The organism is Paenibacillus dauci, assembly GCF_000971985.1.
GTDB classification, from domain to species: domain Bacteria; phylum Bacillota; class Bacilli; order Paenibacillales; family Paenibacillaceae; genus Saccharibacillus; species Saccharibacillus dauci.
This window is the reverse complement of the sequence record NZ_KQ040800.1, coordinates 107,260-121,646: the sequence shown is the minus strand read 5'-3', so window position 1 is coordinate 121,646 and position 14,387 is coordinate 107,260. Positions and strand designations below refer to the sequence as shown.

Below are 14,387 nucleotides of genomic sequence, written 5' to 3'. Positions count from 1 at the left end.
AGGTTCCTACTGCTTATTGGCAGGCAATCCCGACGTATCATGTGTATATTTCGGTCTTCTGTTTTACCTGCTGGTATTTGAAAGATTATTACCCGGTTTACATATCTACGTATCAACCGATCCCTATAATATCCCAATGCAAAAAAAGCCCGGTAATCCCGGCGATCGGGTTACAGGGCTTTTTAGTCGGATAGAGTCGAGACGGTAAATTGGCTGTTAAGCTTCTATGAGTGTCTGCTGACGTACGCTGACAGGAATCACATACAATCCTGCCTCTTCATCCTGCCGAACGGCTACATGCACATCATACACAGAGCGGATCAGCTCGGCAGTGACAATCTGCTCCGGCTCTCCACTCATCACAATCCTGCCTTCTTTCATGGCGATCAGGTGATCACTGTACCGGATCGCCTGATTGATATCATGCAGCACCATGACAATCGTCAATTCATGCTCCCGGTTCAGCCGCTCGATCAACTCCATAATTTCCAGCTGGTAGTACATATCCAGATACGTGGTTGGCTCGTCGAGAAACAGTACAGGTGTACGCTGTGCCAAAGCCATCGCAATCCATACCCGCTGCTGTTCTCCGCCGGATAACTGATCGAGTGTACGATAGCGCCGCTCCTCCAGATTGGTGCACTGCAGCGCCCATTCTACCGCCTGATCATCCTCTTCCCGGCGGCTGGACAGCATGGTCTTGTACGGCAGTCGACCAAAGCGCACCAGCTGTTCTACCGTGAGATCTGCAGGTGCTTCATTCTGCTGATGCACAACAGCCAGTTTGCGTGCAAGCTCGCGAGGACGATACTGCCGGATCTCTTTGCCATCCAGAATAATCTGTCCCTGCCGCGGAACAGCATTATTGGACATTACGTTCAGCAGGGTTGACTTGCCGCAGCCATTGGGACCGATAATCGTCGTAATCCTGCCGGGCTGAATCTCCGCGCTCACCTGATGCAGACGATCAATCTTGCGATCATAGGAAAAAGTAATCTCTCTAATGTCCATGGATACGGTCACTCCTTCGGATCAGGAAAATCAGGAAGGGCCCCCCGATAATAGCCATAATAATAGAAGCAGGAATCTCCTGCGGAGCGAGCAGCGTACGGCCCAGTGTATCGGCTACCAGCAGCAGCAGTCCTCCGGACAATGCACAAAATGGAATCAGCCAGCGATGATCCGAACCGACCAGCTGACGCGCAATATGCGGAATCAGGAGACCGATAAATACGATCACACCGGCAATCGCTGTCGCACTGGACGCGAGTATAACTGCGATAACCGAGATAATTAGCCTTGCTCTGGTCACATGAAGACCCAGATTACGGGCGGTTTTCTCCTGCAGAGACAAGTAATTGCACCACGTGCCGACGAGCAGTGCCAGTAATAGTCCAATCCCGCCATACCAGAGTATCACCTCGACATCGACCCACTTTTTCATCGACAAGGTAGAAGTGGTGACCTGATTGATACTGGTGACCGCATAACTCCCCCGGTAATTAAATGACTGTCCGAGCCCCGAGAAAATAGCATTGACCGCCACGCCGATCAGGATCAGACGTACCGGATTGAGCCCGGATTTCCAGGAGAATCCGTATACCATCGCCCAGGCGAGTGCCCCGCCAAGAAAAGAAAATGCAGGCATCCAGAAATACAGCGCCGGAAATACGGTAACCGCAATCAGTGAAATCAGTGCAGCTCCCGAAGAGATGCCGATTACGCCCGAATCTGCCAGCGGATTCTTCATCACCGCCTGGAGCAGCACGCCGGCTACTGCGAGTGCTGCTCCGGCCATCAGTGCCACAATAATGCGTGGCAAGCGCAGATCACGTACTACATTTACCTGTGCATCGGTGCCTGACCAGAGACCCTGAATGAGCTGCACTGCGCCTACTTTGAGGCTGCCGGTCATAGCCGAGAACAGCACGACACCAATCAGCAGCAGACTCACAGCGACAAAGCTCCACATTCGTCTGCGATACTGACGCGGATAATCCGGCACTGTCTGTGGTACAGCTGTATTCGCAGCGGCAGACCATGCCGGTTTGGGAGTATTGGATATCATGATTTGCTCCTTTCTACGATGATCAGGATTCCGGATAGAGCATTTTCACCAGTTCATCCATTGCAGCATCGGCATTCAGACTGGCTGTTGTGCCAAACAGAGGCTCCGGCAGATCGTATACATGTCCTTTTTGAACCGCGTTAAAATGCTTCCAAATATCATTTGTTTTAAATTCTTCATCAAACATCTTCACGACTTCTTCGGGCATACCGTGAGCCGCTCGCAGAATAATATCCGGATTGGACTGTTGCAAATACTCGGTATTGGATGCCAGATACTCTACACTCTCTCCCTGCACCACATTGGTACCTCCGGCGATTCGAACCAGATCCCCAATATACGAATTCTCGGTAGCTACCAGATAACTACCGGGCACCCCGAGCAGAATCAGTACTTTGGGAGAAGATTTGCCTTTGACCTGCTGCTGGATCTGTTTTACTTTGCTCTGCAGCTGGTTAATGACCTGATCGGCCTGCTTGGTACGGTCGAAGCGTTCTCCCAGCTTGCGGATTTCCTGTTCCATATTACCGAGACTTTCCAGATTCAGAAATTCGGCATTAACGCTCATATCCTTGAACTTGGGTTCCAGGTCATACTTGAGCGTAGTGACGGATAAAATGTCTGTTGGCTGCAAAGACAGTACCTTTTCCATATCCGGGCTCATCGGGTTACCGACATCCGGTACGCTGGCATACCGCTCCGGCAATGTCTTGCTGCTGGTTGGCTTGCCGGCAAGATCCAGATCCAGTGCATTCGCAATCTCTGTAATAGCGACTGTAGTCGCAACGATGCGCGCCGAGTCTTTGGCAGCTGCCTCCGCCTGCGGTGCCGCAGATGTAGCTGCCGAGCCCCCTGGCGAAGAACAGCCGGTCAAGCACAGGATCAATACGATAAGCAGAAGCATAGGACAGGATGACTTCCATGACATTCGCCCATGACGCACTGTTGTACGAGGACGCTGCTGTTTGTGTAAATGCACCTTTTTCCCTCCATCATTTAAATATTTGCCAAAATGCCTGCAAGTCCTGGCACTATGATGCACCAAGACTTGCAAGTAGGCAGGTCTATTATTCCTGCTCCCATATGCTGTTGATCAATGATTCTTCCCTGCAATGTACGACGAATCTGATACCGATTCAGTCGGTATTGCAGTATAAGGATATTATGATTTGGCTTTTTTGGTCGCTTCATCGAACTTCAGCTGTACATTATACCAGTGGTCATATGGTACACCGCCAATGATCAGACCGGGTACAACAACATGGGTATAGGCATTGATTTTGCCGGACAGATTATCGACCTTGAAACGAACAGTGGTTACTTTATCGGTTGAAGATATTTTCTCTACGTCCTTCAGTACACCATCCTGCTCGACCTGAAGAACAGGCATCCAGCTGCCATTATTCAGCGTCAGTTCGGCATAGGTCTGACCCTTTTCTTCTATTAATGTTGCTGTTGGCTTAATGTAATCGTTCATGACGGACAGCTCATTACTCTTGTCTTTGTATACTTTGACAGCAATGCTGTATTTCTGTGCAGCAGCTTCGCTGGCAGATGGCTCGTCATTGCCTGTATTGGCAGAAGCATTGCTGTCTACAGCTGCTACTCCAGCCGGAGTAGCTTCGTCAGCACCGGACGGGCTGGAAGGGACTGTTTCTACTGCCGGTACTGCTTGTGTGCTGTCTGTTGTCGATCTGAGCGTGGAGTGGTCGAAGAGCAGCTGACCACCCATTTTCCCGGTATTCAGAGCCTGAGCGAAAATACTGAGTTTGCTGTCCAGATTCGGCACTTCAAATGTTATCGTCCGGGATTTGCCATCCTGCGATTGGGCTACGATCTGTGGCGCCGTATATTTGCCTGCATAATCGGTCATAAACATCGGTACCGATTCACTATCCGTAACCTGAATAGTGGCATATACTTTACCGTTTTTGGCAGTTAATTGGGCAGTTCGATCCAGATAAGGGGTCAGGACAGAATCCGTATCGGTACCATTTCTCAAAATACGGTAAGTGGCTGTGTAATCACCGTCGGCAATATTGTTGTTGCCTTTGTCGCTGCTTGCATCTGTTGCCTTGCTGTCTGCAGTCACAGCGCTTGTATCAAATTTGAACTCAAAATCGTATACGGTATCACTGCTACTGTCTGCTGATGTGCTGGCGATGCTGACACCACCGGTCGTTACGAGCTGGGCCGGTACATTTTTGGTGTAATCGGACACGCTGAATTTGACGGTTTTGGTATTTTTGGCTTCATCGCTGCTCATGACTTCGGCATCTTTGTAGCCATCACTACTGCCCACACGCAGCGTTTTGATCTCATTGCCGTTGTTCAGTGTCAGGGTGACATAGCGGCTGTCATTTTCCACAGTCAGCTGAACGGGTTGATCGCTTGGCATAAAGCGCTCCAGCGGAGTGGATGTACCAGAAGCGATACCCGGCATCACGATGCTGAATGGCAGCTTGTACGTGCCAGCTGTCAGCTTGGCAAAGTCCAGTGGAACAGCAGTTGTTGTCGTAGATAATATTGGCGCCTCATACGAAGTGAGCGAGCCTACTTGCAGATCCACATCATACGTATGATCGTAATCCATACCACCGATTACCAGGTCCGGAACGATAACATGGGTGTTCACTTTTACTTTACGCGGCAGATCCGTTACCGGGAACTGCACGGTACGAGTATCACCGGAAGTCGCAATGACTTCTGCTTCCTGTCCGCCTACTTTGAACGTTTTAATCCAGCTGCTGTTTTTGAGCAGTACCTGTACAACATATTTACCGCCTTTTTTGATGACAGTTGCCGGTTTGCCCAGATAGCCGTCCATAACGGATGTTTCTTTGGTTCCGTATTTGTAGGCAGTCAGGGAAGCACTGTATTTTCCATCTGCCATACCGTCTGGTGTGGTAGGCTGCTCAGGTGTCGGAACTTCCGGCACAGGATTCTCCGGCGTTGGAACCTCTGGAGTCGTCGTATCCGGAAGCAGATCCAAAGTATCCAATTGCAGTTGGACGGTATACCAGTTGTTATAATTCAGGGCAGGTATTACCACATGGGTATAGGCTTCCGCTTTTTGCGTCGGATTGTCGATAGCAAACTCAACGACGCGGGTATCATTACCTGTCGACACTGTTGGTGCTTCTTGAAGCTTGCCTTCCACCTTGGTTTGGAAAGAAGGAATCCAGGAGCTGTTTTTGAGCGTCAGGCGAATTGTATACTTGCCGGCATCGGCAATCAATTGTGCCGGCTTGGCGGTATAACCATCCATAACAGAAGTTTCATTCGTACCATTTTTGTACACGGTAAAATTCACATCATATTGTCCGTCTGCAATCGTGCCTGTACTTGGCGCCGTTGTTACAGGACTGAGGCTGGAAGCATCAAATTTCAGACGGATCGCATAATCCGCTTCGTATGTCGGTGTTGCTTTGACATGTACCTGCGCCTTCAGGATATCGTCCAGATTGGCTACCTCGAATCGAATCTGGCGCGTATTGTTGGCTGCATCCTGGCTAACGGTAGTCGATTCGACCAATGTACCCTGGGCTTCGGTCTTCAGACTGGTTACGATACTGCTGCTTTTTACTGTGAAGGACACATAGTACTTGCCATCTTTGGCTGTAAATGTGGCTGGTGCAGTAAAGTAATTGGCCATGGAAGAAGGCTGCTCTTTGGTCGCATGCAGAACCGTGTAGTTCAGATTGTAGTCACCATTTTGATAGATCGGTGTCTGTACGCTATTGCCAAACTTGAACTGCACATAGTACCAGTTGTCATACCCGATACCGGGGATAACTACATGGGTATAGGCATCTACTTTTTGTGATACATCATCAATCGGGAATTGAATAACACGCATATTTTTGGAATGATCTTCCGAAAGGGTATCTACTTCGGTGTAGGTCCCGTTTTGTCTGGTTTGCAGGGAAGTAATCAGGCTGCTGCTATTGATGGTCAGGCGGATATAATGCTGATCGCCTTTGGTTACCAGCTGGGCTGGCTTGTTCATGTAACCATCCATGATGGAGGTTTCTTCGGTCCCATTTTTGAGTACGGTATAGTTAATATCTGATACGGTTTCTTCGATCAGACTGCTGTTGTCGAATTGGAATTGTACGGTATACCAGTTGTCATATTGGAGCGCTGGAATTGTAACATGTACCTTGCCGGATATTTTGGAATTGCTCGTTGTCAAAGCATCGGCAGGGAATTGCACCGTACGTGTATCATTGGCTGTATCTTTTGCAATAATACCTGCATTGGTATACGAACCATTCACATCGGTCTGAAGTTCGGTCACCATGCTGCTGTTATTGATACCCAGCTGGATATAGCGTTTGTTATCCGCTGTCGTCACAAGGGTAGCAGGTTTTTGCATGTAACTGTCCATCATGGATGTCTCGCTTGTACTATCCTTGAGAACATTATAGTTCAGGGTTTGCCGGGTACCTGTTGCAGGTTCAACCAGCTCGGGGTCCGCCGGAGTAGACGGCGTTTCTCCTGTGTTATCTTTGGTCAGAGTCGATGTATCCAGTATCAAATAACCCGAACCCGCCACATCATTGAACTTGTAATTCAGAGTGATTGGACTGTTCAGATCATAGACGTCAAAATGGACTCTCGTATAGTTCTTGGCTGCCGAATGATTGGTTGCAGCCTGCGTCTCCTGTGTATAGACTGCTGTGCTGGTCTGATTGTTTTGAGTAGCGGTTACCTCGGTAAAACTTTCGGCATTGATGCCGCGGAAGCTGAATGTGTATTGACCGTTTTTGACAATAACACGACCGGGACGATCGGCATTGCCATAACTTTCGCGAAAAGCAGTTACTTCTCTGCTCGTATCCGTAGTACGAACCACTTTGTAACCGATCGTGTACTGCCCGTCTGCATACGTACTGTATGTAGCCGTCGTAGCGGTCGAATAATTAAACAGGCTCATCGGGTCCTGTGAAGGAACATGAATCGGTGTTCCGATAGGTGCATACGTATTCTCGCTCACTGCTTCAGATGAAGTAGCGCCATAGGTATCTGTACTTACGCTGCCGGCTTCACTGCTGCCGACATCCTCTGCGAAGGCGGAAGGCAGTGCCGGTGAAACCATGGAGAACAACATCACAAAAACAATACATTTAATTAAATATGGTGCAAAGCGCCTTTTCAAAGTCATGCTCCCCCTGTTAACAAAATAGACTTATCCGGAGCCGGGTGGCCCCAGATAAGCAGTAGTCATCTATCTACCTATTTGTGTTTTTTTAGTTTAGATGCTGGCTTGATCAAACAGATACTGCACAGTGTACGTATGGTCATATGGTTGACCTGCTACATCAGCAGGAACGACTACACGAATCTGGGCGTTTACTTTGTTCGACAGATTGCTGACCGGGAACGTATAGGTTACCGTGTCACCGCTTGTTGTCGATGCAGCAGTTACATAAGTGCCATTTTGTTGTGTTTTAAAGGATTTGATCCAGTCTTTATGGTTCAGTGTTACTTTTACTGTGGCTTTGCCGCCGGATACGATCAGGGTAGCCGGTTTTTTGGAGTATTCGGAGTTATCCATATAAGACGCATTGTTCGTGCCATTGGCATAGACGGTATAATCGATCAGATACGTACCATCCGCTACCGCTGCGTCTGCTTTGGAAGCTCCCGGTGCCATCAGAGCACCAATCAATGCCACGATCATTGCGATCATCAGAGCTTTGAGCCATGTTCCTTTTTCCGTACGGTTCATTGTTATATTCACTTGGATTCATTCTCCTTCTTGGTCAATTTTGAATAACCGTCCACTCTTTCCCCAATTTCACCTTACAAAGCGTAGTGTAATGAAGCTGCATTTTCTTTTTGTAAATAAATTCTTAATTACTCGGCGCTGGCAGAATCAAATTTCAGATCTACATTGTATTTACCAGTGTAGTTGATAACCGGAATTTTGATCTCGGCATAAGCGTTCAGTGTAGCATCCAGATCGGATACCGGAAATTCCACAACACGGGTGTTGTTAGCCGTATTGGTGCTAACTACAGTAGCATCTACCAGTTGACCATTTTGTTCTACTTTGAATGCAGTGATCAGATTGCTGCTGGTAATAGTAAGACGAGCTTTGGTTACGCCATCTGCTACAGTAACAGTGGCCGGCTTTACTACATAGCTGTCCAGGCGGGAAGTACTGGTCGATCCATCGGCGAGTACTTTGTAATCTACGGAATACGTGCCATTTGCCAGTGCTGCGTGAGCTGCACTGACAGGCAGTATGATCATTGCCAGCAGAGCTGTGAGTACAACAGCCAGCAGGGTATTTTTGAAGCTCCATTTTGTCGAACGGTTCATTGCAATATTCATAGTAACACTCTCCTCGATACGTATGATGGGATATGGATCATTGCATTATTTGGATTTCTTCAGACTGCTGCGGTCGAATTTGAAGCGAATCGTATAGTCATGATCGTAGCTGTAAGACGGTACGGTGACATGGATCTGCGAGATCATCGCATTGTTCAGATCGGCGACCGGGAATTGGACAACACGCGTATCTTTGGCTGTATTGGTCTTGATCACTTTGGTATCCACGATCTTGCCTTTGTATTTCACCTTGAACTTCGTTGTCCAGGCGCTATGGTTAACAGTGATCTGCATGGTCATTTTGCTGCCAGTCACATACAGTTTGGCCGGCTTCTCAAAATAATCGTTCGCCATGGATACGGAATTGTCTTCCGCGCGGAGTATGTCGTAATCAATGGTGTATGTACCTTTCGCCGGTCGGCTCGATGACGCTGCAATAGCAGACGATGGAACAGCTACAACAATAACCATCGCTATCATCAGCATCCACAGTACCGGTAATGCATATTTCCGTTGCATATCGGACAAAACTCCTCCTTTCATATGAAATTGAATTGAGCGAGATTTAATTGATTATCATTCTCAATTAAATCTAAAAAATAAATGTCCACAGGACATGTGAAATGCTTGATTTCCCCTCCCCATGCATAATCAGGGAAGATGTGTGCATTACACAATGCTCATGTTAGACCAGTTTTTTGATCTTTGTCAATACGTCAATTTTGGCGTAATACCTTATTTTTAAAGGATTTTTCATCCTCTGGTAAAGTTTCATTTCCTCTATATGCACAAATTCTGTTGTCTTGCCTGGAGAGCTACAAAGCTGCAAATTAAATTTTAAATTTATTTTATTATTGACGTTACAAATGATATTAATTATCATTTAAATCAAGCTTGATAATTGAAAATGATTATCAATTAGCTTAAATAGCTTGTATACAAAAAGCAGGAGGACATCAATTCGTATGAAGGCTTCACATTTGGGCATATCCATCCTGCTCGTCTGCACACTGGCCGGATGCAGTCAACCGGCTGCTTCTTCCACCGGAACGGCTGCCACTGCAACGTCTGCAGCAGCTGCCAGTACAGTATCTCTTACAGACTTTGCCAATCGCACTATACCGCTGCAGCATATTCCCCAGCGAATCGTAGCTCTCAGCAACGGGGATGTCGATATTATCTATGCACTGGGCGGAACGGTCGTGGGACGCCCTACTTCTACAGGCAAGGCACCTGTACCCGATGCCGAAAAGGTACAGACTATCGGCTCCACCCATGAGATTGATCTGGAAAAGATCGCTTTCCTGCAGCCGGATATCGTACTCGGTAACGCACCGCTCAATGAAAAGGATATTCCGACGATCGAAAGTATCGGAGCTCAGATGGTACTTAGCTCGGCGAACTCGGTAGCGGATATCCAGCAGCAGATCACCCTGTTTGGACAGATGCTTCAGCGTGAAGACCAGGCCAGTCAGCTGAACGATGAACTGAAACAGCATATCCAGAAGCTGTCGACCTCTGCCAAAGCTGCTGCCCATCCACCAAGGGTACTGCTCGTCTACGGAGCTCCCGGTACATACATGGCTGCTCTGCCCAATTCGCTCAGCGGCAACATTCTGGAACTGGCCGGTGGCATCAATATCGCTGCCGATCTGCCGGGACTGCAAAATTATCCGCAGTATGCCCAGCTTAACACCGAGCGTATTGTCGAAGCGGATCCGGATTATGTGCTCATCATGACCCATGGTAGCGGAGAGGAAGTCAAGGCAGGATTTCTGAAAGAAATGCAGGAGAATCAGGCATGGAGTAGCGTCAGCGCCGTTAAGAATGGTCAGGTAGACGTTCTGCCTTCAGATCTGTTCGGTACTAATCCGGGCACAAGAGTTACCGAAGCGCTTGATCTGATGCACGGTCTGCTGTATCCGGATAAGGCTCATGAGTAATCCTGATTTGCAGAAACGTTCTCACCGCGATTCGCGACAACGGTTGAGTGTAGATCCGCAAACGTCATGTACGGATCTGCGCCCATCACGTCGGGATCTGCGACAACGATCACGTCCAGATCTGCGACAACGATCACGTCCAGATCTGCGACAACGATCACGTCCAGATCTGCGACAACGATCACGTCCAGATCTGCGACAACGATCACGTCCAGATCTGCGACAACGATCACGTCCAGATCTGCGACAACGATCACGTCCAGATCTGCGACAACGATCACGTCGCAGATGGCTAATCGCAATACTGCTGCCGGTGCTGTTGGTTTTGGTCTCTATCTATGGGATTGTGCATGGGGCGGTGTCTATTCCTTTGCAGGAACTGATGGCAGTCTGGCTGTATGGTCAGGAATCGGTATATCGTACGATTGTTATGGATCTGCGTGTACCACGGGTATTGGTTGGGCTGTTGGTCGGCGCCTGTCTTGCTGCATCCGGTGCACTGCTGCAGGGGGTTATGAAAAATCCGCTGGCTGATCCGGGGATTATCGGGGTCTCGGCAGGCGGCGGACTGACAGCGATGATTACGATGGTCATCCTTCCCCAGTTCAGCTATCTGCTGCCGATCACTGCTTTTGCGGGAGCCTTTATTACCGCTATCGTCATCTATGTCATGGCCTGGGAACGCGGTGCTTCACCGGTCAAAATTGTGCTGGCAGGAGTAGCAGTTAATGCACTGCTTGGTGCGTTTACGAACGGGATCATGGTTATTTTCAGCGATCGCGTGCAGGCAGTACTGCCCTGGCTGTCCGGTGGGCTCAATGGTCGTAGCTGGCATCATCTGGAGTTTATGGCGCCGTATGCGATTATCGGTCTGCTGCTCTGCCTGTTCGCCATCCAGCCTGCCAATCTGCTGCTGCTGGGAGATGATTCGGCGCGGCTGCTCGGTCAGCGTGTCGAGCTGCAGCGATTCATGATTATTATGCTGGCGGCACTGCTGGCAGGTACGGCGGTCAGTGTTGCCGGACTGGTCGGCTTTGTCGGACTGGTCGTACCGCATATGATCCGGCTACTGATCGGGGAAGATTACCGTTTTCTGATTCCCTTCTCGATGCTGGGCGGCGGGGTACTGGTCGTGTTTGCCGATACGGTTGCCCGCTCCTGGTTCGATCCGATTGAACTGCCGGTCGGTATTCTGCTGGCTGTACTCGGTGCTCCATTCTTCCTTTACTTATTAAAACGAAAAGGGCCGGTGCTGTCATGACGAATGCGATTGAAGCCAGCGGCATCCAGCTGAACCGCGGACACTTCCGGCTGGAAGATGTACATATCTCCATACCTGCCGGACAGCTGACCGCGATCGTCGGACCGAACGGTTCCGGCAAATCCACGCTGCTGCGTATTCTGGTTCGCCTGCTGCAACCCGATCAGGGACAGGTGAGTGTACATGGCAGACCTGCTGCGAAGTACAGCCTGCGTGAATGGTCTCATACCATCACCATGTTGCCGCAGTTAAAGGAATCGCTCCCACAGCTGACTGTGCGGGAACTGGTCGCCTATGGACGAGCTCCCTACAAGAAACGATTCCAGCCGCTGCAGAGTGCCGAAGATCAGGCAATTCTGGACCAGGTCATGCAGTGGACCGGTATCTCCATGTATGCCGATCGCATGTTCCATACGTTGTCCGGCGGCGAGCAGCAGCGGGCAAGGATTGCCATGGCTCTCGCTCAGCAGACCGATATTGTACTGCTCGATGAACCGACAACGTTTCTCGATATTGCCCATCAGTTTGAAGTGATGGATATGCTGCACCGGATCAACCGGGAGACCGGGCTGACGATTGTGATGGTACTGCATGATCTGCAGCAGGCTGCCGCTTACTGTGATTATATGATTGCCCTGCGACAAGGTCGGCTCGCTGCCTCCGGTCATCCAATGGAACTGTTGAACGATGACTTTATCCGCAATATTTATGGAATGAATGCCACTATCCAATTTGAAGGGAAGTACCCGGTTATTCTGCCGGAGATCCCTCACCACTCAGGAGGAAGATAATATGATTATCGTAACCAATACATCCCAGCTTACCAAAGGCAGTGCTCATCTGCTCGTCGAGCGTTTTGACAAAGTCGGCAAAGTGGAATTCATGGAAGGCTTTCTCGGTCTGGAAGTACTGTTCAACGACAGCAACAAAGAGTATGACGAAGTGACGATCAGCACACGCTGGGAATCCAAGGATCATTTCCAGGGCTGGACACGCAGCGATGCTTTCCGTGAATCTCATGCCCACCGCAATATTCCGGATTATATCCTGGATAACAAGATCACTTTTTATGAAGTGAAAATTGTACGCAATCCAAAGACTGCGCCAGAAGATCAGGCAGCGGTGTAAGAAACGGATTGGATAGCCGCATGCATAGAAGTACCAAAAAGCGAAGGACTTTACCTCAGTGGTAGAGTGCCTTCGCTTTTATTTTCTTCCTATATGATGTCTGGATGATTATTCTGCTCTATCTGGTAGAGTCGCACCAAGCTATTACAATGAGGGCTGACGCACGGATGCTATCAGCTCCAGATACTGGGTATCGCCCATGCCATAATGGCTGAACAGGGAAAATAGCTGTGGTAGCAGTTGCTCGGCGGAATCTGACGGATGACTGCGTATAAATGCTGTCACTTCATTGTCAGGCAGCTGCAGATTCAGATACAACCGGATTCCCTGATACATGACAGGCAGCATTTGTTCCTGTGGCATCTGCTGATTCAGTAGCACCTGACAGTAGATATCGGCAAATGAACCCAGCTGGATAGCTGTCTGCTGCACGTCATAAGTCTGCTCCTGAACCACATTAACGTACACCGTTCCCTGGTAATCTTTTTGCTCCAGATAGGCAAGCAGGGTCAGCAGATTGATCTGACAGAACATATCGTCGCCAAACCAGAGCACAATGCAGCGATATTCCTTTTCCATCAGAGGCTGCAGCGGCTGGATCACAATCTGCTCATACTGCTCCAGTGAGCTGCCATGTCCCTCCGCCCTTACCCTGCAGAACGAATCACCGAAAATCTCTTCCGTCGTCTCGTGTACACACATCGCTTCATTAAAAGGAACATAATCGCTCTGACCCATCCACTGGTTCTCCCGGAACTTCTCAAACATCATCTGCCCGTTCAGCACATTCAGAATCTCGTGCTCGTACAATTCCTCGACTTGACGCTGCAGCTGTTCAATACCTTGTTTACCGGAAATATCCATCATTAATTCCCTCCCGTATGAATCAATCGTTAATTTTATATAGGATTGTATCGGCTGGGGATGCTGCCGAAACGCATGGGGTGTGACCCCGAGTACATCCTTGAATGATCTGGAAAATGCCTCCTGCGAGGAATATCCATGTTCTACTGCAATATCGATAATCCGCTTCTGCGTCTCTGCCAGCCGGATGCTGGACAGAAAAACCCGACGCAGCTGAATATATTTCTTCATGCTGATTCCTGTATGATGCCGGAACAGAAAGGAACAATAGTACGGCGAATATCCTACACTCTGTCCCAGCTCCGCCAGCGAAAGCTCTTCCAGCAGATGATCTTCCAACCAATCGATCATGTGCTGAACCTGCTCACTCATGCTGCTGCCTCCTTTGCCCATGTTCTTCTTGTTCTTCTTTATTATAAAGAATGTGCCGCTCTACATTTGATTTGAATTGTGCTTCTGAATGATCTGCCGCTGCTTTGCCATATAGCCTGAACAAAGATAGGCAAGAATATCGGTTGATGGAGCGCTTCTATACTATGAATGCTTCTTCCGAAATGCACTTCTTGTTCCTGTCGCCATACTTGCGCCCTGTTCATGAAGCCCCTGATCAGCGATGATAATAAAGCGTCCACTACGAATGACTTACCCTTCAGGCTGCGGATCTCCATGATCCGGCGGTGCCGCATACAATGTATGACGGTATGTCGTAACGTGCATTCGTCTGTACGCCCTATGAAATAGTAGATCGGGTTCGAATCCCACTCACCTTTCACGTGAGCGC

13 protein-coding genes are annotated in these 14,387 nt (G+C 48.9%); 4 read left to right on the top strand and 9 right to left on the bottom strand.

Annotated features, from left to right (window positions below; translation table 11 throughout):
* Positions 1-216 precede the first annotated feature (216 nt).
* The 7 genes from WH46_RS05935 to isdC all read right to left on the bottom strand — a co-directional run bounded on the left by WH46_RS05935 (position 217) and on the right by isdC (position 8,929).
* On the bottom strand, positions 217-1,011 hold the full coding sequence (locus WH46_RS05935) for an ABC transporter ATP-binding protein (protein WP_046226080.1): 795 nt from the start codon (positions 1,009-1,011) through the stop codon (positions 217-219).
* Positions 1,001-1,972, bottom strand: a complete 972-nt coding sequence (locus WH46_RS05930; RefSeq protein ID WP_046226106.1) for a FecCD family ABC transporter permease — start codon at positions 1,970-1,972, stop codon at positions 1,001-1,003. The genes WH46_RS05935 and WH46_RS05930 overlap by 11 nt, the downstream gene beginning before the upstream one ends.
* Before the next feature lie 118 nt (positions 1,973-2,090).
* On the bottom strand, positions 2,091-2,996 hold the full coding sequence (gene isdE / locus WH46_RS05925; protein WP_046226105.1) for a heme ABC transporter substrate-binding protein IsdE: 906 nt from the start codon (positions 2,994-2,996) through the stop codon (positions 2,091-2,093).
* Between the two features lie 234 nt (positions 2,997-3,230).
* Positions 3,231-7,229, bottom strand: a complete 3,999-nt coding sequence (locus tag WH46_RS05920; RefSeq protein WP_046226079.1) for an NEAT domain-containing protein — start codon at positions 7,227-7,229, stop codon at positions 3,231-3,233.
* Between the two features lie 96 nt (positions 7,230-7,325).
* The gene (locus WH46_RS05915; RefSeq protein ID WP_046226078.1) at positions 7,326-7,814 is read right to left on the bottom strand and encodes an NEAT domain-containing protein; all 489 of its coding nucleotides are present in this window, start codon (positions 7,812-7,814) and stop codon (positions 7,326-7,328) included.
* Between the two features lie 116 nt (positions 7,815-7,930).
* The gene (locus WH46_RS05910; protein WP_046226077.1) at positions 7,931-8,410 is read right to left on the bottom strand and encodes an NEAT domain-containing protein; all 480 of its coding nucleotides are present in this window, start codon (positions 8,408-8,410) and stop codon (positions 7,931-7,933) included.
* A gap of 45 nt (positions 8,411-8,455) precedes the next feature.
* Positions 8,456-8,929, bottom strand: a complete 474-nt coding sequence (gene isdC / locus WH46_RS05905; protein ID WP_046226076.1) for a heme uptake protein IsdC — start codon at positions 8,927-8,929, stop codon at positions 8,456-8,458.
* A 446-nt stretch (positions 8,930-9,375) separates the two neighbouring features.
* Between isdC and WH46_RS05900 the strand changes: the two genes are divergently transcribed.
* Entirely contained in the window at positions 9,376-10,353 is a 978-nt protein-coding gene (locus WH46_RS05900) for an ABC transporter substrate-binding protein (protein WP_046226075.1), read from the top strand.
* On the opposite strand, the gene WH46_RS24220 is transcribed toward WH46_RS05900, so the two are convergent.
* Complete coding sequence (locus tag WH46_RS24220; RefSeq protein WP_197088251.1) at positions 10,344-10,655, bottom strand: hypothetical protein; 312 nt, start codon at positions 10,653-10,655, stop codon at positions 10,344-10,346. The two genes, WH46_RS05900 and WH46_RS24220, sit on opposite strands and share 10 nt — an antisense overlap.
* On the opposite strand from WH46_RS24220, the gene WH46_RS05895 reads away from it, so the two are divergent.
* The 3 genes from WH46_RS05895 to isdG are packed head-to-tail and all read left to right on the top strand — an operon-like array spanning position 10,595 to position 12,742.
* Complete coding sequence (locus tag WH46_RS05895; RefSeq protein ID WP_231584303.1) at positions 10,595-11,614, top strand: FecCD family ABC transporter permease; 1,020 nt, start codon at positions 10,595-10,597, stop codon at positions 11,612-11,614. The genes WH46_RS24220 and WH46_RS05895 overlap by 61 nt on opposite strands.
* The gene (locus WH46_RS05890; protein ID WP_046226074.1) at positions 11,611-12,405 is read left to right on the top strand and encodes an ABC transporter ATP-binding protein; all 795 of its coding nucleotides are present in this window, start codon (positions 11,611-11,613) and stop codon (positions 12,403-12,405) included. The genes WH46_RS05895 and WH46_RS05890 overlap by 4 nt, the downstream gene beginning before the upstream one ends.
* Position 12,406: 1 nt before the next feature.
* A complete protein-coding gene (gene isdG / locus WH46_RS05885) occupies positions 12,407-12,742 on the top strand; it encodes a heme oxygenase (protein ID WP_017814294.1) in 336 nt (111 codons plus the stop codon).
* Positions 12,743-12,886: 144 nt separating this feature from the next.
* On the opposite strand, the gene WH46_RS05880 is transcribed toward isdG, so the two are convergent.
* Positions 12,887-13,978 carry a helix-turn-helix transcriptional regulator gene (locus WH46_RS05880; RefSeq protein ID WP_046226073.1) on the bottom strand — a complete coding sequence of 364 codons (1,092 nt, stop codon included), beginning with the start codon at positions 13,976-13,978 and terminating at the stop codon, positions 12,887-12,889.
* Positions 13,979-14,387 lie beyond the last annotated feature (409 nt).

Excerpts from the sequence above, each read along its gene's own strand:
- WH46_RS05930 (WP_046226106.1), bottom strand. The coding sequence starts at position 1,972 with ATGTGGAGCTTTGTCGCTGTGAGTCTGCTGCTGATTGGTGTCGTGCTG.
- WH46_RS05910 (WP_046226077.1), bottom strand. The coding sequence starts at position 8,410 with ATGAATATTGCAATGAACCGTTCGACAAAATGGAGCTTCAAAAATACC.
- WH46_RS05935 (WP_046226080.1), bottom strand. The coding sequence starts at position 1,011 with ATGGACATTAGAGAGATTACTTTTTCCTATGATCGCAAGATTGATCGT.
- WH46_RS05900 (WP_046226075.1), top strand. The coding sequence starts at position 9,376 with ATGAAGGCTTCACATTTGGGCATATCCATCCTGCTCGTCTGCACACTG.
- WH46_RS05880 (WP_046226073.1), bottom strand. The coding sequence starts at position 13,978 with ATGAGTGAGCAGGTTCAGCACATGATCGATTGGTTGGAAGATCATCTG.
- isdC (WP_046226076.1), bottom strand. The coding sequence starts at position 8,929 with ATGCAACGGAAATATGCATTACCGGTACTGTGGATGCTGATGATAGCG.
- isdE (WP_046226105.1), bottom strand. The coding sequence starts at position 2,996 with ATGTCATGGAAGTCATCCTGTCCTATGCTTCTGCTTATCGTATTGATC.
- isdG (WP_017814294.1), top strand. The coding sequence starts at position 12,407 with ATGATTATCGTAACCAATACATCCCAGCTTACCAAAGGCAGTGCTCAT.
- WH46_RS05890 (WP_046226074.1), top strand. The coding sequence starts at position 11,611 with ATGACGAATGCGATTGAAGCCAGCGGCATCCAGCTGAACCGCGGACAC.